Annotated in this window: 16 protein-coding genes; 6 read left to right on the top strand and 10 right to left on the bottom strand. The window is 64.6% G+C overall.

Annotated features, from left to right (window positions below; all coding sequences use genetic code 11):
- Window positions 1–15 precede the first annotated feature (15 nt).
- Window positions 16–2037, bottom strand: coding sequence for a DNA primase (dnaG, locus tag BM190_RS27340; protein WP_092260641.1), 2022 nt, complete (start codon window positions 2035–2037; stop codon window positions 16–18).
- Window positions 2038–2473: 436 nt separating this feature from the next.
- Between dnaG and BM190_RS27335 the strand changes: the two genes are divergently transcribed.
- Window positions 2474–3037, top strand: coding sequence for a chlorite dismutase family protein (locus tag BM190_RS27335; protein WP_092260639.1), 564 nt, complete (start codon window positions 2474–2476; stop codon window positions 3035–3037).
- Window positions 3038–3093: 56 nt separating this feature from the next.
- On the opposite strand, the gene BM190_RS27330 is transcribed toward BM190_RS27335, so the two are convergent.
- Window positions 3094–3492, bottom strand: a complete 399-nt coding sequence (locus tag BM190_RS27330; RefSeq protein WP_092260637.1) for a gamma-glutamylcyclotransferase family protein — start codon at window positions 3490–3492, stop codon at window positions 3094–3096.
- A 75-nt stretch (window positions 3493–3567) separates the two neighbouring features.
- On the opposite strand from BM190_RS27330, the gene BM190_RS27325 reads away from it, so the two are divergent.
- Window positions 3568–4371: an N-formylglutamate amidohydrolase gene (locus BM190_RS27325; protein ID WP_092260635.1), complete on the top strand. Its 804-nt coding sequence runs from the start codon at window positions 3568–3570 to the stop codon at window positions 4369–4371.
- A 3-nt stretch (window positions 4372–4374) separates the two neighbouring features.
- On the opposite strand, the gene BM190_RS27320 is transcribed toward BM190_RS27325, so the two are convergent.
- Both BM190_RS27320 and BM190_RS27315 read right to left on the bottom strand, forming a co-directional pair.
- Window positions 4375–4995, bottom strand: a complete 621-nt coding sequence (locus tag BM190_RS27320) for a LysE family translocator (protein ID WP_177237307.1) — start codon at window positions 4993–4995, stop codon at window positions 4375–4377.
- Window positions 4996–5252: 257 nt separating this feature from the next.
- Window positions 5253–6698 (bottom strand): LVIVD repeat-containing protein, encoded by a 1446-nt coding sequence (locus BM190_RS27315; RefSeq protein ID WP_092260633.1) that lies wholly within the window; start codon window positions 6696–6698, stop codon window positions 5253–5255.
- 116 nt (window positions 6699–6814) lie between these two features.
- On the opposite strand from BM190_RS27315, the gene BM190_RS27310 reads away from it, so the two are divergent.
- Genes BM190_RS27310 through BM190_RS27300 form a run of 3 tightly spaced genes read left to right on the top strand, consistent with a single transcriptional unit; the run spans window position 6815 to window position 8101 of the window.
- Window positions 6815–7129 (top strand): ArsR/SmtB family transcription factor, encoded by a 315-nt coding sequence (locus tag BM190_RS27310; protein ID WP_092260631.1) that lies wholly within the window; start codon window positions 6815–6817, stop codon window positions 7127–7129.
- Entirely contained in the window at window positions 7122–7592 is a 471-nt protein-coding gene (locus BM190_RS27305; RefSeq protein ID WP_092260629.1) for an SRPBCC family protein, read from the top strand. Before BM190_RS27310 ends, BM190_RS27305 begins: the two co-directional genes overlap by 8 nt.
- The gene (locus BM190_RS27300) at window positions 7589–8101 is read left to right on the top strand and encodes an SRPBCC family protein (protein ID WP_092260627.1); all 513 of its coding nucleotides are present in this window, start codon (window positions 7589–7591) and stop codon (window positions 8099–8101) included. Before BM190_RS27305 ends, BM190_RS27300 begins: the two co-directional genes overlap by 4 nt.
- Window positions 8102–8292: 191 nt before the next feature.
- On the opposite strand, the gene BM190_RS27295 is transcribed toward BM190_RS27300, so the two are convergent.
- Window positions 8293–9063 carry a DUF2189 domain-containing protein gene (locus BM190_RS27295; RefSeq protein WP_026201985.1) on the bottom strand — a complete coding sequence of 257 codons (771 nt, stop codon included), beginning with the start codon at window positions 9061–9063 and terminating at the stop codon, window positions 8293–8295.
- 240 nt (window positions 9064–9303) lie between these two features.
- Here BM190_RS27295 and BM190_RS27290 point away from each other — a divergent pair, with 240 nt between their 5' ends.
- Window positions 9304–11535, top strand: a complete 2232-nt coding sequence (locus BM190_RS27290) for an ATP-binding protein (RefSeq protein WP_092260625.1) — start codon at window positions 9304–9306, stop codon at window positions 11533–11535.
- 1 nt (window position 11536) lies between these two features.
- Here the strand turns inward: BM190_RS27290 and BM190_RS27285 are convergent, their stop codons facing one another.
- The 5 genes from BM190_RS27285 to BM190_RS27265 all read right to left on the bottom strand — a co-directional run bounded on the left by BM190_RS27285 (window position 11537) and on the right by BM190_RS27265 (window position 15746).
- A complete protein-coding gene (locus BM190_RS27285; RefSeq protein WP_092260623.1) occupies window positions 11537–11980 on the bottom strand; it encodes a hypothetical protein in 444 nt (147 codons plus the stop codon).
- 2 nt (window positions 11981–11982) lie between these two features.
- Window positions 11983–12369 carry a nuclear transport factor 2 family protein gene (locus BM190_RS27280; RefSeq protein ID WP_092260620.1) on the bottom strand — a complete coding sequence of 129 codons (387 nt, stop codon included), beginning with the start codon at window positions 12367–12369 and terminating at the stop codon, window positions 11983–11985.
- An 83-nt stretch (window positions 12370–12452) separates the two neighbouring features.
- Window positions 12453–12920, bottom strand: a complete 468-nt coding sequence (locus tag BM190_RS27275) for a MarR family winged helix-turn-helix transcriptional regulator (protein WP_092260618.1) — start codon at window positions 12918–12920, stop codon at window positions 12453–12455.
- Between the two features lie 26 nt (window positions 12921–12946).
- On the bottom strand, window positions 12947–14557 hold the full coding sequence (locus tag BM190_RS27270; RefSeq protein ID WP_092260616.1) for an acyl-CoA synthetase: 1611 nt from the start codon (window positions 14555–14557) through the stop codon (window positions 12947–12949).
- Window positions 14558–14606: 49 nt separating this feature from the next.
- A complete protein-coding gene (locus BM190_RS27265; RefSeq protein WP_092260614.1) occupies window positions 14607–15746 on the bottom strand; it encodes an epoxide hydrolase family protein in 1140 nt (379 codons plus the stop codon).
- Between the last annotated feature and the right edge of the window lie 89 nt (window positions 15747–15835).

Here is a 15835-nt window from a genome sequence, read left to right as displayed (position 1 = left end):
CGCATGATTCTTTCATCACACGCTCTTCTGGAACCGACCCGACAGCTCGCCAAAACCCTCGATCAGGGCTTCGGTGCCATCGACCTCGGCCATCCGGGCCTTGACGTCACGCAGCCACGCCAAATTGGCCTCGCTGGGGTCCTCCCCCAAGGCCAGCTCGGCGTCTTTCAGCTCTCTAAGTAGTGAATGCCATTGCCGATGCAAGGCAACCAGCTGATGCCAGGTGGCGAGAACGTCGTCGGGCGCGGCGCCTTCGCGGGCACCCCACACCGCCGCGGTGGTGATGCCGTTCTCAACCCGTTGAAGGACTTGCGAAAATCCGCCTTTGGCGAGATCGCCGCGCATCTTTTCGGCCTGCTCGCCGGGGTCCGGGGAATGGTGGTGGTCGTTGGCAAAGGCGGCGATGATGCCGGCCCTGAGCTTGTGGGCCTCGGGATGAGCGAGCTCCAGGGCGGCGACCTCCTCGAGGTGATCGTGCAGCAGCCAGGGGTGGTTGATCAGGCATTGCAGGATCAGGGCCTCCCGGCGGGAGATGGCGCTGCGCTGGCCGCGCATGATCGGGCTTGCCGCCAGCTGCGGGCTCGCCGCCTGGTAGGGGCCGGAGGGTAACAGGGTGGGGCCGGGCGCGCCCCGGCGCCCGCCGCCGAGGCCTCCCCCGAATCCCTGCCCCCCGAATCGATTCGCGCCTCCCGCAGCCCGGGGCTGGAATTGGCGGCCGGAATTACCTTGGAGATTGCCCCGGCCGGCAAAGCCGCTGCGGCCACCCTCAGGCGCGAAAGTGCGCCGAAGCCGCTCGGCAAAATCATCGCGGTAATAGCGCCGCACCACCTCGTCGCGGATGCCGTTGGAGAGCTCCTTGACGCGCGCCTCCAGCGCGGCGCGGCGCTCGGGGGTGGCGAAATTGCCGCCTTCGAGCTCGCGCGACCAGATCATCTCGGCAAGCGGCTTCGCCGCCGCGATGACTTCCTCGATCGCGCCGCGACCGCCGGAGCGCGCGAGATCGTCGGGGTCCTGCCCCTCCGGCAACAGCGCGAAACGAAGACTCTTTCCGGGCGCGAGAAATGGCAGCGCGAGATCAGCGGCACGATAAGCCGCCTTCTGGCCGGCGCGGTCGCCGTCGAAGCAGAGGATCGGCTCGTCCGCCATCTTCCAGAGCAGTGCCAGCTGGCTTTCGGTGAGCGCGGTGCCGAGCGGCGCGACGGCGCCGGCAAAGCCCGCGGTGACCATGGCGATGACGTCGACATAACCTTCGACCACGATCAGCGCGCTGCCGTCATGGGTGGCTTTGCGCGCGGTCTGGTGATTGTAGAGATTGTCGCCCTTGTGGAAGAGCGGCGTCTCCGGCGAATTGAGGTATTTGGCCGGAACGTCCTTCTCCAGCGCGCGCCCGCCGAAGGCGATGACGCGGCCGCGCAGATCGGTGATCGGGAACATCACGCGATCGCGGAAGCGGTCGTAGGGAACGGGAATATCGTCGCCGGCCACCAGCAGGCCGGTCTCGACCATGTCGTCAACGGAGACACCGAGCTTGCCGAGATGCTCCTTCAGCGCGAAGCGATCGGGCGAGGCATAGCCGAGGCGGAACTGCAATTGAGTCGCCGGCGAGATCCCGCGGTCGGCGAGATAGCCGCGTGCCTTGGCGCCGACGCGCGAGGCCAGCGTCTCCGCGAAATAGGTCGCGGCGAGATCCATGACGTCATGCAGCGTGCGGCGGCGCTGCTCCTGCCGCGCCGCATCCGGCGTCACCGCCGGCAGCGCCAGGCCCGCCATGCTGGCGAGCCGCTCGACGGCCTCCGCGAACGGCAGGCCGTCGGTCTCCATCACGAAGGAGATGATGTCGCCGTGCTTGCCGGAGGAGAAGTCGTGGTAAAAACCCTTCTGGTCGTTGACGTAGAAGGACGGCGTCTTCTCCTGCTGGAACGGCGACAGCCCCTTCCACTCCCGCCCGGCCTTCTTCAGCTTGACGCGCTTGCCCACGACTTCGGAGACCGAAAGCCGGGCACGAAGCTCGTCGAGGAATTGGGGCGTGAAGCGCATGGGGGAATGGAACTCTGTCAGTGGCCGCACGGAGCCGCCCAACTCAGAAAGGCAAATCGTTGCCTTGCTTCAATTGCTCATTTAATGTTCTTGATACGTTCCGTCCATATCCACTTTGTCCACATACGCTATTTGTCTCCAAGACGAATACCTACACGCGAATATTGACAGCGCCGCGGACGCATCAGCGCGAGCCCAATGCCACGAGCGATTGCTTTCATCCGTCACCCTGAGGTGCTCGCCTCTTCGGCGAGCCTCGAAGGGCGTCGGCCCGGCTCTAACCGCGTCGAGTACTGAGCATCAGCGCGGCCGTTCATCCTTCAAGCTCCCGGCGCGATGCATGGCATGGCGCCACTCGCGCCTCAGGATGACGGGACCGTAGTGCCGAAATGACGAGCCCCTTGAACCTAACCCGGTTCCACGCTTCCATATCCCCATGTTCAGGACCTTTCGGGGCGGACACAGCGGGGGCTGGCGCGTGGTCTCGATCGCGCCCGTGACCGGCGAGCCCCTGCCCTTCATGCCGGCGCTGTCGGTGACGGACAGCGAGGCCGTCTCATTGCCGCTGGTGCCCTCGCGCAATGCCTGGCGGCTGGTCGGCGCCCCCAGCAATTTGCGCTACACCGAGCGGCCCGAGAAGCAGCAGCTCACAGCCGTGCAGGCCGGGCTCGGCCGGATGGAAGCAACCAGCGCGGCGCTGATCCCGATCCGCAAATCGCAGGCCTGGTGGGAGTTGACGCAGGAAGAGCGCCGCCAGATCTTCGAGGACAAGTCGCACCACATCGCGAGCAGCCTTCGTTTCCTGCCCGCGATCGCGCGCCAGCTCTATCATTGCCGCGACCTCGGCGAGCCCTTCGATTTCCTGACCTGGTTCGAATTCGCCCCCGTGCATGCCTCCTTGTTCGAGGAGCTGGTGGCGATGCTCCGGGAAACCGAGGAATGGAGTTACGTCGAGCGCGAGGTCGACGTGCGCGTGGTGAAGGAAGTGCTGTCGGCTTAGAGCATGATCCGGAAAAGTGCGAAGCGGTTTTCCGAGAAGATCATGCTCGAAAACAACTAGTGCGCCAAGAACCGCCCGGACTCGATGAGCGGCAAACCCGTGAGGGGCCAGTTGTAGACATAGGTCCAGGCCTTCTCCGTGGTGCCATCAGGCAGCGTCACGTCGATCAGCCGGCGCAGATATTCGGTCGGCTCGGGAAAACCTTCGCCGCAGGCCTCGTACATGTCGAGCTCGCCCAGGAGCTCGTCAGGTACGCGCATCCGGAAGAGCTCGCCATGAACGATGTCGGAGGCAGCATTCGACAGCAGCAGTCCCGGATAATGCTTCACCAGGACGAGCCGGCCGCGGCAGGTCGCTTCACCCACAAAATCGGCGTGGCCCGCGAGCAGTCGCGCCATCGGATGGTCGAAGCCGCGCATCAGGGTGCCGTAGACGAAAAGGCGATCGGAGGTCATGCTGCTCTAAAGTTGCGACGTCGGTGCAATATCGTTACTCCGTTTAGACACGTAATCGTTTCATAGGCAATCAGGATGGATCTGCACACGGCCGAGGCCGCCGATCAACTGCTCGGCGAGGGCGATATTTTGCCCGTGCATGAGGTGAATGCCGAAGGGACTTCGCCCTTTCTGCTCACCTCGGATCATTACGGACGGGTGCTGCCGCGCGCGCTCGGCGATCTCGGCATCGCGGAAAGCGAGCTTGTCAGGCACATCGGCTGGGACATCGGCATTGCCGGCGTCGCCGAGCGGCTCGCAAGGTTGCTGGATGCGCATCTGATCGCGCAGCGCTATTCGCGGCTCGTGATCGACTGCAACCGCCCGCCTTCTGCGGCAAGCTCGATCCCCGTGATCTCCGAAGCCACCGCGATCCCGCGCAACGAAGGGATATCGGATGGGGAGCGGGAGGCACGGCGGCGCGAGATTTTCGAGCCTTATCATGATCGCATCGATGCCGCGATCGACGCCCGCCTGCACGACAAGCGGCCGACGGTGCTGGCGTCGCTGCACAGCTTCACGCCCGTCTATGCCGGCGTCGCGCGGCCCTGGCACATCGCCGCGCTCTACAACCGCGACACCGTGCTGCCGCAACTGCTGTTGAAACATCTGCGCGCAGAGGGCGATCTCGTTGTCGGCGACAACGAGCCTTACGCGGTCAGCGACCTCACCGACTACACCATCCCCGTCCACGGCGAAGGGCGCGGCCTCGTCAACACTGGCATCGAGATCCGGCAGGATCTGATCGCCGACCACACCGGCCAGCAGCAATGGGCCGAACGGCTGGCAAGGATCCTTGCCGAGGTCGAGATGGAGCTGAAGGTGGAGCTGTTGGTGTAAGCCTCACTTCGCCCTGGTCAGCGCCAGCCAAATGCCGCCGCCGATCATGAAGCCGCCGGAGATGCGCGACATCATCCGCGTGCGGCGGGCCGAGAAAAATTTTCGCGCGCGGCCTGCGGCGATGGCGTAGAGCGCATCGGTCACCACGGCGGTGACCATGAAGGTCGCGCCCAGCAGCGCCACTTGCGGAAAGTGCGGCTGGTTCATGTCCATGAACTGCGGGATGAAGGCGCCGAAGAACACCAGCACTTTCGGGTTCGACAGCAGCACCAGGAAACCCTGCAGGAAGAAGCCGCCGCGCGGCGGCGGTGGCGGTGTGTCGACATCGACGCCCTCGACCGGCGCCCAGATCAGCTTGATGCCGAGCCAGACGAGATAGGTGGCGCCGGCAAAGCGCACCCAGTCGAACCAGTAGCCCATGGTCGCCATCAGCGAGGTCAGGCCGACCGCGACGATGCCGATGACGATGGCAAGGCCGGCCTGCGCACCGGCCACGTTGGTCAGCGCGGCACGCGTGCCGTGGCGCAGGCCGTTGGCGATGACGAGGGTGACGATCGGCCCCGGCAGCAGCGCCAGCGCAATGCAGGCGGCGACGAAGGCGAAATAGGCTTGCATGGACATCATGGGGGAGACTCGGCTCGGAGCGGTTGGGCCATATTAATGCATGGGACGGGCGCAGAGGGAAGTGAGATGAGCGCAAGGTGCGCGCTCAACCAACGGTGTCATCCCCCGCGAAAGCGGGGGATCCAGTACGCCGCGACGCCTCCGCACTTCACCAACGTCTCTGGAATACTGGATTCCCCGCCTGCGCGGGGAATGACAGCGGAGAATGTGGAAGCGACGTACCAACATCGACGCCGACATCGGTCCGCGCCGCATCATCAGTTCTTCGGCAGGCCGGCGACATTGCGGGCCGGGCCGGTCAGCTCCAGGATATGCAGGCCGGTATTGGCGCGGTCGACGATGTAGATGTAGCCGCGATCATCGGTCTCGACATTGTTGGTCTGGATCGCGACCTTGCAGCGCTCGCCGCCCTCGATCGGGATGCAGCGCTTGTCGGTCGCAGCCGTGATCGAGGGAATGAAATAGCCGACCTCCTTGGGATGATAGGGATCGCGGATATCGAGCGCGCGCACGCCGGCATTGAAGAAGGCAATGAAGGCCATCTTCTTGTAGTAGACCGGCGCCATGCTCTCGTTGGAGGAATGCGCGCCGAAGCGCCCGCCGCGCTGACAGAACCGCCCGCTCGCCTCCGGCACGGTGTAGCTCGAGATCATCATCGGCCGCGTCTCGGTGGTGACGTCGGCGAACCACACCATCTGCCGCGCCTCGCCGCATTCGTTGAGGATCGCTTCATTCACGATCATGACGATGTCGCGGGTCTTGCCGTCCTTGTCCTCGGCGAATTCCGCGATGGGCATGTCGAGCATCGGAAACGTCGTGTGCGCGCCGTTGAAGGCGGACATCGGCATGCGCGCAATCTCGGGATAGCGCAGATTGTCCGGCGTCGGCTCCTTTGCCCCGCTCAAGAGCTTGTCGCGATCGACGATCTGCAAAATGCCGCCCTTGTTGGTGCCGTAGCCGAAATAGACGCGGTTGCCGTCGGGCCCGGTCGAGATCGGCCCGTGCAATTCGGTCGGCACCGCGCCGGTCGAACCGGGCTCCTGACCGGGCAGACCGAAATCGCGGATCTTCTGCGGGCGCGCGGGATCGGAGAGATCATAGATCTGCGTCATCCGCCGCGTGCGCCAGTCCGGCGCGCCCGAGACGAGATAGGCGATACCGGTGTCGCATTCCCACCAGCTCTTGTGGGTGTCCTTCAGGCCGCCGATGCGGGTGATGAGCACGGGGCTCGCGGGATCGGTGACGTTCCAGATCTCGTGCGCCTCGCCGCCGAACGTCCTGAGCATGTAGACCGCGTTGGGATCGCCCCTCGGCAAGGCCTTGCCGTCGCACACCCGCACCATCTGCGCGCCGCCGGATTCGTACTTGCCCTCCTGCCCCGGCAGATGCCGCAGATATTTTGGACGCGCGGGATCGGTGACGTCGACGATCGAGGTTCCGTTCGGCTCGGCCTTGCCCGTCATCGGATTGACGGGCGCGGGCACATCATCAGTGCCGCCGTGATGGCCGATATAGGCGATCCAGCGATCGCCCTGGTGATGGATGGTCGGCTGATAGGCGCTGCGGGCCTGGAGATCGTTGCTCCCGACGAGCTTCATGTTGGAGGCTTCGGGCGGCGCGCCGATGGTCTGCTTCTGCGCCTGGGCCGCGGTGCTGCACGCGAAAAGGACGAGAGCGGCAACACGTGAAACGCGACGGAACATCAAAATCCTCCCGGAACCAATCTGCGTTGGCTGAGCGTCGAGGCTAGCACGGCCGACTGCGCGCGCCAAAGACTCCATCTTGACATGCAACCGTTTGGTTGCCTATTATCGACACCATGGATGAGGTCTTCAAAGCGCTCGCCGATGCGTCACGACGGTCGCTGCTCGACAGGCTTCATGCCAAGAACGGCCAGACGCTGAACGAGCTCTGCGAGGGCCTTGCGATGACGCGGCAGGCCGTGACCAAGCACATTGCGATCCTGGAAGAGGCCAATCTCGTCACCGCCATCAGGCATGGCCGCGAGAAGCTGCACTATCTCAACCCGGTGCCGATCCATCAGATCGGCGAACGCTGGATCAAAAAATTCGAGCGCGGCAAGCTCGCCGCGCTCAGCGAGTTGAAACGCCAGTTGGAGAAGCGCGATGAGTAAGCCGGAGTTCGTCTACGTGACCTATATCGAGACCACGCCGGAAAAGCTGTGGGAGGCGTTGACGTCGAGCGAATTCACCAGGCAGTACTGGTTCGGCGCCGAGGTCCGCTCCGACTGGCAGGTCGGCTCGCCCTTTGCGCTTACGCTCGATGGCGAGGTCACCGATTCCGGCGAAATCCTGGAATCCGATCCGCCGCGCCGCCTGTCCTACAGCTTCAAGCACCAGAAATTCGAAGAGCTGCGCGGCGAGCCAATCTCACGCGTCGTCTTCACCATCGAACCGTTCGGCGCGCTCGTGCGTTTGACCGTGTTGCATGACGGCTTCGTCGAGGGCGGCAAATATCTCGGCGCCGTCTCCAATGGCTGGCCGGCGATCCTGTCCGGGCTCAAGAGCCTGCTGGAGAGGGGCAAAGTGCTCGCCATTCCCCGCACGGCGCTCAACAAGGGATTCGACGCAAAATGAACCTCGATCAATTCAAGCCGCTGACGGTCTACACCATCTACATCGCCTCGACGCCGGAGAAAGTGTGGGAGGCGCTGACCTCGGCCCAGTTCAGCAAGCAGTATTTCTTCGGCAATGCCGTGGAGGTCGAGCCGCGCCTTGGCGGCGCGTTCACCGTGCGCACGCCCGATGGCGCGTTGCACATCAGCGGCGAGGTTCTCGCCTACGATCCGCCGCGAAAGCTGTCGGTCACCTTCAACGTCAACTGGCCCGAGCTGATCGAGAAGCTCGGGCCGACTCTCGTCACCTACGAGATCGAACAGGCCGGCGATGCGGTCCGGCTTACCATGAGCGAAGGCCACGACCGCCCGCTCAGCGAGGACATCCTCGCCGGTGGCCGTTCGGGCTGGCCCGCGATCCTGTCCAGCCTCAAGAGCCTGTTGGAAACCGGCAAGCCGCTGGCGGTGAAGATGGGGCCACCGCAGCGGATGCTGGATGCCCTGAAGGCGATGGGGATCAAGACGCCGTAGGGCGAGACGGGGTCTGTCTCCGCGAACTCGGCATCGTAGGGTGGGCAAAGGCGCACTTGCGCCGTGCCCACCATCTGTCCCCGGTTGAGAGGGGTGGTGGGCACGCTTCCGCCTTCGCTCTTCGAGCTACGGCGGACAAGTCGCTTTGCCCACCCTACGGCACCGCCCAAGGGCAAAAGGACAGCGACTAGCTACACCGGCACCACCAGCCGCCGATAAAGATGCCAGGTCGCATGCCCGAGCACGGGTAACGTCACGATCAGCCCAAGAAAGTAAGGCAGCGCCGAGACGATCAGCAGCATCACGATCACGGCGGCCCATGTGATCATCGGCAGCGGGCTCGTCACCACCGCGCGCACGCTTGTCACCATCGCCGTGACGAAATCGACCTCGCGGTCGAGCAACAGCGGAAACGACACCACGGTCAGCGAGAACAGGATCAGCGACAGCACCGCGCCGACCGCATTGCCGATGCCGAGGAACAGCAGGCCTTCATTCGTGGTCAGCACCACGGTCATGAATTCCTGAAGGCTCGAGAACGAAGCGTGCAGACCGAGCAGCAGCGCGATCAGGAGCCGCACCTGATACATCCAGATCACGAACACGAACAGCGTGACGAACGCCATCCAGCCGATCTCGCTGCGCGCGCGCACGGCCGACCAGATCGCGCCGAAGGAGACCGGCTCGCCGCGCTCGCGGCGGCGGCTGACCTCATAGAGCCCGATCGCCACGAATGGCCCGATCAACGCGAAGCCTGCCGCCAGGGGATAGACGAGATAGACCATTCCGAAGGCGGTGAGGCACAGCATGATGGCGATGCCGCCGGCGGCGTAGAGCGCGCCGAAGCAGAGACCGTAAAACGGTAGCGCCTGGAAATCGCGCAGACCCTCGACCAGCGCCTCGGCGATATCGGTCGCCGCGACGCGACGTACCACCGGATCGACCTTGCCGGAGATGGACATCAGCTCCCTCCACACATCGGCGCGATCTTTCGTCGCGCGCATGCTGCGATACTAGCGCCGCCGCGCGCAGGCGCAACTTGATGCCAGCCGGCGCGAAGAGCAGCGGCGAGGTAACAATGCTCGCGATGCGAAATCCTTCACCATCGGCGCGATTTTCGCGCCAATGCTATGGACTGGGCAGACGATCGTCCGCAAATTGTACCTCCGAGCAGATGCGCCTGAGAGCGGACCGCCCCACCGATGAGCCTGCGTACCCGGTTACTGATCCTCGTCATTGCCGCCATGCTGGTGCCCGCGATCCTGGTCGGGCTGCGTTTTGTGCAGAACCGGGCCAGCGAGATCGACGCGGCGCTGGCCAATCTGGCCGCATCCGCCGACGACATCGCGAGCGATCTGAACGAGAAGATCCAGGGCACCGCCCAGCTTCATTATGGGCTCGCCCGGGCCCGCGACCTCGACACGCGCGACAAGGCGGCGTGCTCGGCGTTCCTGTCGGAAGTGCGCGAAGAATATCCGCAGTTCACGGGCATCTTGACCATCGATCCCGACGGCAGCCTGTTCTGCGACTCGCTTCGGACCAACCGCACCCTCGACCTGAACGACCGCGGCTATTTCAAAGAGGTCAAGGGTCTTCAAGGCGTCGTTGCCGCGGAGCCGGTGTTCGGCCGCCTCACCGGGCTATCGGTGCTCCAGATCGCCTATCCCGTGCGATCGGAGGCGGGCGCGCTGAAATTCGTGCTGCTCGCATCCTTCAACCTGAACAAATTCGCGGAATTTCACGACAAGCGGCTGCTGGCCGAGAAGGACATCCTGTTCGTCGACGCCAAGGGTACGGTCCTGGTCGCCCCCAAGGGCGGCGGCTGGAGCGTGCCCATTGGCGGGACCATTGCGGGCTCCGATCTGTTCCGCTTTGCGGCAGCGCCCGATGGCGAGCCATTTCGGGAAGTCACCGACCGCGGGGGCCGCACGCAGATCTGGGGCGTTGCCCGCTCGCCCTCGATGCGCAAGGCCGGCCTCACCATCATGGTCGGACGCTCCAAGGACGGACTGGTCGCGGCAGCGAACCGCCGGCTTTACGAGGACATGGCGATTCTCGCGGTGGCCTTACTGCTGCTCCTGGCCGGCTTATGGATCCTCACGACCGTGAGCATCGGCCGCCAGGTCGGGCGGCTCGCCACCATGGCGAAGAGGCTCGGGCGCGGAGATCTCAGCGCGCGCATTCCGGAGCCCCATCCGGGCGGCGAGCTCGGCGGATTGATGACCCTGCTCAACGGCACCGCCGAATCGCTGCAGCGGCAGCGCGCCGCGATCGCGGATCTCAACCAGAAGCTCAGCCAATCCCAGAAGATGGAAGCCATGGGCCAGCTCACCGGCGGCGTGGCGCATGACTTCAACAATCTCCTGACCGTCATTCTCGGCAACTCCGAGCATCTTGCCGACCAGCTGGCGGGAAACAAGGAATTGCACCGCATCGCCGGCGACATCGCGACCGCCGCCGAGCGCGGCTCTGACCTGACACGGAGCCTGCTCGCCTTCGCACGCAAGCAGCCGCTGCGGCCGAGAGAGATCGACATCGCCGAGAAAGTGCTCGGCATGGAGCAGCTTCTGCGTCGGACACTGGGCGAGCACATCGAGTGCCGCTTCGCGCTCGAACGGGATTTATGGCCGGCCAGCGTCGATCCCGGCCAGCTGACGACGGCCCTGCTCAACCTCGTGCTCAACGCGCGCGACGCGATGCCGGAGGGCGGCAAGCTGACGGTCGAGGTGCGCAACAATTCGCTCGGTGAATCCGACCTCGACGTCAACGGCGAGCCGCGGCCCGGCGACTACGTGATGGTGGCCGTGACCGATACCGGCAGCGGCATGAGCGCCGAGGTGGTCAGCCGCGCGTTCGAGCCGTTCTTCACGACCAAGGAGGTTGGCAAGGGGACCGGCCTCGGCCTGAGCATGGTCTACGGATTTGCACAACAGTCCGGCGGACTTGTGCAGATACAGTCCGAGCCGGGACGAGGCAGTGTCGTCAGGCTGTTCTTTCCCCGTCTCGAAACACCGCCGGGCGAGGACCTGCGCCCAGCGGAAGCGACCGTCACACAAGCGGGACACGAGACCATTCTCCTCGTCGAAGACGACGACATGGTGCGGGCCTATGTCGAGAACGAGCTCAGCACGCTCGGCTACCGGGTCATCGCGACGTCGAACGGACCGGCAGCGCTGGAGGTGCTGCGCCAGCCCGGAGACATCCAGCTGCTGTTCACCGACGTCGTCATGCCCGGCGGCATATTCGGGCCGGAGCTTGCGAGGCAAGCAACCGAGCTGCGGCCTGATCTCAAAGTGCTCTTCACCTCGGGCTACAGCCAGACTCCCGTCAAAACACCGGACGGGGGCGGCGACGCCCGCATTCTGACCAAGCCGTTCCGGCGAAAGGATCTTGCGGCGATGCTGCGGGCCGCGCTCGCGGATCCGTCGCGGTAGATCAGGACGCTATCGCGAGCTGAAGCGCCACTGCGAGATTGGCCGCGAACAGGCCCGCGTCGATGACGAAGATCCGGAGCATCGGACCCTTCAACACCGGCCAGTAGGCGACCCCGACACGTCCGCCACGCATCAGCACCGGGAGGTTATAGGCGAACTGGCTGAAATGGCAGGCCGAAAAGAACAGGAACAGCGTGAGCTGCGCCTCGACCGGCTGGAAGAAGAGCGGACGCGCAACCAGAAGGTAGAACGACAGCAGCCCGATCGGCAGGTTCCTCCCGCCCAGGAACGCAACGCTGGCCGCCAGGGTCGGCGCGATCGGATTGCTGCGCTCTTCCCGCGGCAGCAAGATCTTCAGCGTGTTGGCCTGCGCAATGCTGAACTGGATGAAGGCGCCGCCGAACCACAGCGTGTTGAGGAGCAGGACGATATCCGAAAGGCGCATGGTCATTTTCCGTAAAAGGCTTCGCTGCGCACGACGCGGCCAGCGTCGTCAAAATCCATGAACTCGCTGGCGCGCGTGTCGCCGAGCTGCCACCACACCGTCAGGCGCGCGATGGTGTCGTCCCAGCTCCAGCTCAGGATCTTCAGGTCCGCGCTTTCGATGTGGCCATAGGCTTTGCGCCAATAGGCGCGGATATTCTCGATGCCGGCGACGACAGGAGAACCGGTCAGCGTCAGCGCCAGAGGGCTGCGCATCTGCGCATTCTCGGCGAAATGCGCCACCACCGCGTCGATCTCGACCTTGCACCAATTCGCGCACCATGCCGCGACGAAGCGCTCGGCGGCCGCGCGATTCATCTTCTGCGCGCTCAATGGATTCTGTCCGCTCATGACGACACGGGCCCTCCCCGGCCTGTTGCCAGGACAGTGGCAAAGCCCGCTTCTCATGTCAACTACATTGACTTTAAGAACCGTCAGTTATTGTCGGCGATCGTCCCCATGACAGCCATCCATGCCGCCGCCCCCGATGCGCCGACGCGATCGAACGCCTCGCGCAAAACCTTGCGCTCGTGGTCCGAAGCCCGTTGCTCGATGCGCTGCCCGGCGGCCGTCAGACGCAGCAGCTTCGAGCGATGCTGCTCGGGCGAGCGCCTCGACGTCACCAGCTTGCGCTCCAGCAGCAGACTGAGCGGCCGGCTCAAGGCCTGCTTGGAAATGCCGAGGACCTCGAGCAGCGAGCCGATCGCGATATCGGGCCGCCGTGCCACCACGTAGAGGATGCGATGATGCGGACGCGACAGGCCCTGCTTCGCAAGATATTCGTCCGCTTCCAGCGTCATCCCGCGCCAGCCGTAATACATGAGCTCGAGCGCCGCATCGAGATCGTGCAACTTGTCGAGCGAAGCGCGGTGAAGTCCCGCGGCTTGAGACGTCTTGGCCATTGTCGGAAGTCAGCCCTTTTAAGAAGTCAGCCCTTGGCCCGCAGCTCGCGCCGCAGCACCTTGCCCGTCGCCGTCATCGGCAGCGTCTCGGCGAATTCGACGAAGCGCGGATATTCATGCGCGGCGAGCTGCACCTTGACGAACTCCTGGATCTCGCGCGCCAGCGCGTCGGTGCCGGTAAAGCCCGGACGCAGCACGATCCAGGCCTTGATCGATTCGGTGCGGATCGGATCGGGAATGCCGATTACCGCGGCCATCGCCACCGAGGGATGCTTCATCAGCGTGTGCTCGATCTCGGACGGGCCGACGCGATAGCCGGCGGTGGTGATGACGTCGTCCTCGCGGCTGACATACCAGAAATAGCCATCCTCGTCCTGCACGCCGAGATCGCCGGTGAGCAGGAATTCGCCGGCATATTTCTTCGCCGTCGCCTCGGGATTGCGCCAATATTCGAGCATGGTGACGGGGCATGGCTGGCGCACGCCGATGATGCCCCGCTGGCCGCGCGGCAATTCCTCGCCCTTGTCGTTGACGATGCGAACGTCGAAGCCCGGCGTCGCCTTGCCCATCGAACCCGGGCGGATTGGAAACAGGTTGGAGTTGCTGCCGATCACGAGATTGCACTCGGTCTGGCCGAACACCTCATGGGCGTCGATGCCGAAGGTCTCGCGCACCCAGCCGAGCAGCTCGCCGCCGAGCGATTCCCCGCCGGTGAAGATGCTGCGGAGCTTGACGCCCGCGTGCTTCACACCCGCCTGCCGCATCAGCTTCAGCGCGGTTGGCGGCAGGAAGACGTTGCGGACGCCGAGATCGGCCATCATCTGCATCGCCGCCTGCGGCTCGAATTTGCGCGCGCGATGCCCGACCAGGGGGATGCCGTGATACCAGAATGCGAGCAGGCCGTTGACGAGGCCGCCGATCCAGGCCCAGTCCGCCGGCGTCCACATCAGATCGCCGGGCCTGGGTAAGAAGTTGTGACACATCTCGACATTGGGGAGATGGCCGAGCACCACGCGGTGCGCATGCAGCGCGCCTTTGGGATTTCCCGTCGTGCCCGAGGTGTAGATGATCAGCGCAGGATCATCGGCGGCGGTGTCGACGGTCGCAAAGTCCTCGGACGCGGTTTCGATCGCCGGCCAGAATGGCTTTGCGCCGGCGTGGACGGCGCCGCTCGTGATGTAGATGTCCTGCAAATAGGGCAGCCGCTCGCGGATCTTCGTGAGCTTCTCCCAGCCCGCCTCATCCGTGATGATTGCCTTCGCCTGTGAATTCGAAAGGCGGAATTCCAGCGCGTCCTCGCCGAACAGGGCGAACAGCGGGATCGAGACCAGGCCGGAGCGGAACGCCGCCATATGCGCGATCGGCAGCTCCAGCGATTGCGACAGGAACACCGCGACGCGGTCGCCGCGCGAAAGCCCATCGGCCTTCAGCACGTTGGCAAAGCGGCGCGACATGTCCGCGACCTCGTCGAAGGAGGTGCGCGTGGGGGCGCCGTTCTCGTCGACATAAACAAGCGCGAGCCGGCCGGTGCCGTCGGCATGGCGATCGCAGCACGCTTCCGCCATGTTGAAGTGCGCCGGGATGTCCCAGCGGAAGTTGCGGACGAGCTCGTCGTAGGTCTTGGCTTCGGTGAGCATGGGCTTGGTCGTCTTCCCGGGTCTCGTCGTTGTTGCCCAGTCTAGAGAGTTACCGCATCGTCCGGAAGAATTTCCTGACATCGCGCACGAACAGCTCCGGCTGCTCGAAGGCGGCGAAATGGCCACCCTTCTCCATCTCGCTCCAATGCGTGATGTTGTGAAAGTTCGGTTCCATCCAGCTCCGCACCGGCGTGATGATTTCCTTGGGGAACGCGGCGACGCCGGTCGGCACCTTGACGACAGGCGTGGTGCGGCGCTTGCCAAAGCTCTCCCAGTAGAGTCGCGCCGAGGAGGTCGCCGTCTCCGTCACCCAATAAAGCATGACGTTGTCGAGCAGCTCGTCCTTGCTGAAGATGTTCTCAGGGTGCCCGTCGCAATCGGTCCAGGCCCAGAACTTTTCCAAAATCCAGGCCGCCTGCCCGCTCGGCGAATCCGTGAGGCCATAGCCGAGCGTCTGCGGGCGCGTCGATTGCTGCTTGGAATAGCCGGAGTCGAAATCGACGTAATGCTTGAGGCCGGCGAGTGCCCGCTTCTCCTCCGGCGTCGGCTCGCCCTCCATGCGCGGCGGCGAGTTGAAGGACAGCGTGATGTGAATGCCGGCGCAGTGCGCCCCATCCTGCGAACCGAGCGAGGCCGTCACCGCCGAGCCCCAATCGCCGCCTTGCGCGCCATAGCGCGCATAGCCCAGCCGCTCCATCAGCTTCGCCCAGGTCGCGGCGATGCGATCGACGCCCCAGCCGGTCGCCTTCGGCTTGGCGGAGAAGCCGAAGCCGGGCAGCGAAGGACAGATCACGTGAAACGCATCCGCAGGATTGCCGCCATGCGCGACGGGATCGGTGAGCGGCGCGATCACCTTCTGGAATTCGACGATCGAGCCCGGCCAGCCATGGGTGATGATCAGCGGCAGCGCGCTTGGTTCTTTCGAACGCGCATGAATAAAGTGGATGTCGAGCCCGTCGATCTCGGTGGTGAGCTGCGCGAAGCGGTTGAGCTTTGCCTCGCGGGCGCGCCAGTCATATTCGCTCGCCCAGTAGGCACAGACCTCCCGGATCCACTTCAGCGGTGCGCCCTGGCTCCAGTCGTCGACCAGCTCCGCCTCCGGCCAACGCGTGCGGGTGAGACGCGACTTGAGATCGGAGAGAATGTCGTCGCTGATGGCGATGCGGAACGGTTTGATGGCGCCGGTCATCGTGCCTCCCGATTTTTCTTGTCCAGAGAGTAGACCGGATCGCAGCCACGTCAAAGGTACCGATCCTCCCCTGGAGGGGGAGGATCGGT

The organism is Bradyrhizobium sp. Rc3b (assembly GCF_900114915.1).
GTDB lineage: Bacteria > Pseudomonadota > Alphaproteobacteria > Rhizobiales > Xanthobacteraceae > Bradyrhizobium.
The sequence above is the reverse complement of the archived record's forward strand: the minus strand, read 5'-3'. Positions and strand labels throughout refer to the sequence as shown.

Coding starts and splice junctions, on each gene's coding strand:
- dnaG (WP_092260641.1), bottom strand. CDS start 2,037: ATGCGCTTCACGCCCCAATTCCTCGACGAGCTTCGTGCCCGGCTTTCG.
- BM190_RS27335 (WP_092260639.1), top strand. CDS start 2,474: ATGTTCAGGACCTTTCGGGGCGGACACAGCGGGGGCTGGCGCGTGGTC.
- BM190_RS27330 (WP_092260637.1), bottom strand. CDS start 3,492: ATGACCTCCGATCGCCTTTTCGTCTACGGCACCCTGATGCGCGGCTTC.
- BM190_RS27325 (WP_092260635.1), top strand. CDS start 3,568: ATGGATCTGCACACGGCCGAGGCCGCCGATCAACTGCTCGGCGAGGGC.
- BM190_RS27320 (WP_177237307.1), bottom strand. CDS start 4,995: ATGATGTCCATGCAAGCCTATTTCGCCTTCGTCGCCGCCTGCATTGCG.
- BM190_RS27315 (WP_092260633.1), bottom strand. CDS start 6,698: ATGTTCCGTCGCGTTTCACGTGTTGCCGCTCTCGTCCTTTTCGCGTGC.
- BM190_RS27310 (WP_092260631.1), top strand. CDS start 6,815: ATGGATGAGGTCTTCAAAGCGCTCGCCGATGCGTCACGACGGTCGCTG.
- BM190_RS27305 (WP_092260629.1), top strand. CDS start 7,122: ATGAGTAAGCCGGAGTTCGTCTACGTGACCTATATCGAGACCACGCCG.
- BM190_RS27300 (WP_092260627.1), top strand. CDS start 7,589: ATGAACCTCGATCAATTCAAGCCGCTGACGGTCTACACCATCTACATC.
- BM190_RS27295 (WP_026201985.1), bottom strand. CDS start 9,063: ATGTCCATCTCCGGCAAGGTCGATCCGGTGGTACGTCGCGTCGCGGCG.
- BM190_RS27290 (WP_092260625.1), top strand. CDS start 9,304: ATGAGCCTGCGTACCCGGTTACTGATCCTCGTCATTGCCGCCATGCTG.
- BM190_RS27285 (WP_092260623.1), bottom strand. CDS start 11,980: ATGCGCCTTTCGGATATCGTCCTGCTCCTCAACACGCTGTGGTTCGGC.
- BM190_RS27280 (WP_092260620.1), bottom strand. CDS start 12,369: ATGAGCGGACAGAATCCATTGAGCGCGCAGAAGATGAATCGCGCGGCC.
- BM190_RS27275 (WP_092260618.1), bottom strand. CDS start 12,920: ATGGCCAAGACGTCTCAAGCCGCGGGACTTCACCGCGCTTCGCTCGAC.
- BM190_RS27270 (WP_092260616.1), bottom strand. CDS start 14,557: ATGCTCACCGAAGCCAAGACCTACGACGAGCTCGTCCGCAACTTCCGC.
- BM190_RS27265 (WP_092260614.1), bottom strand. CDS start 15,746: ATGACCGGCGCCATCAAACCGTTCCGCATCGCCATCAGCGACGACATT.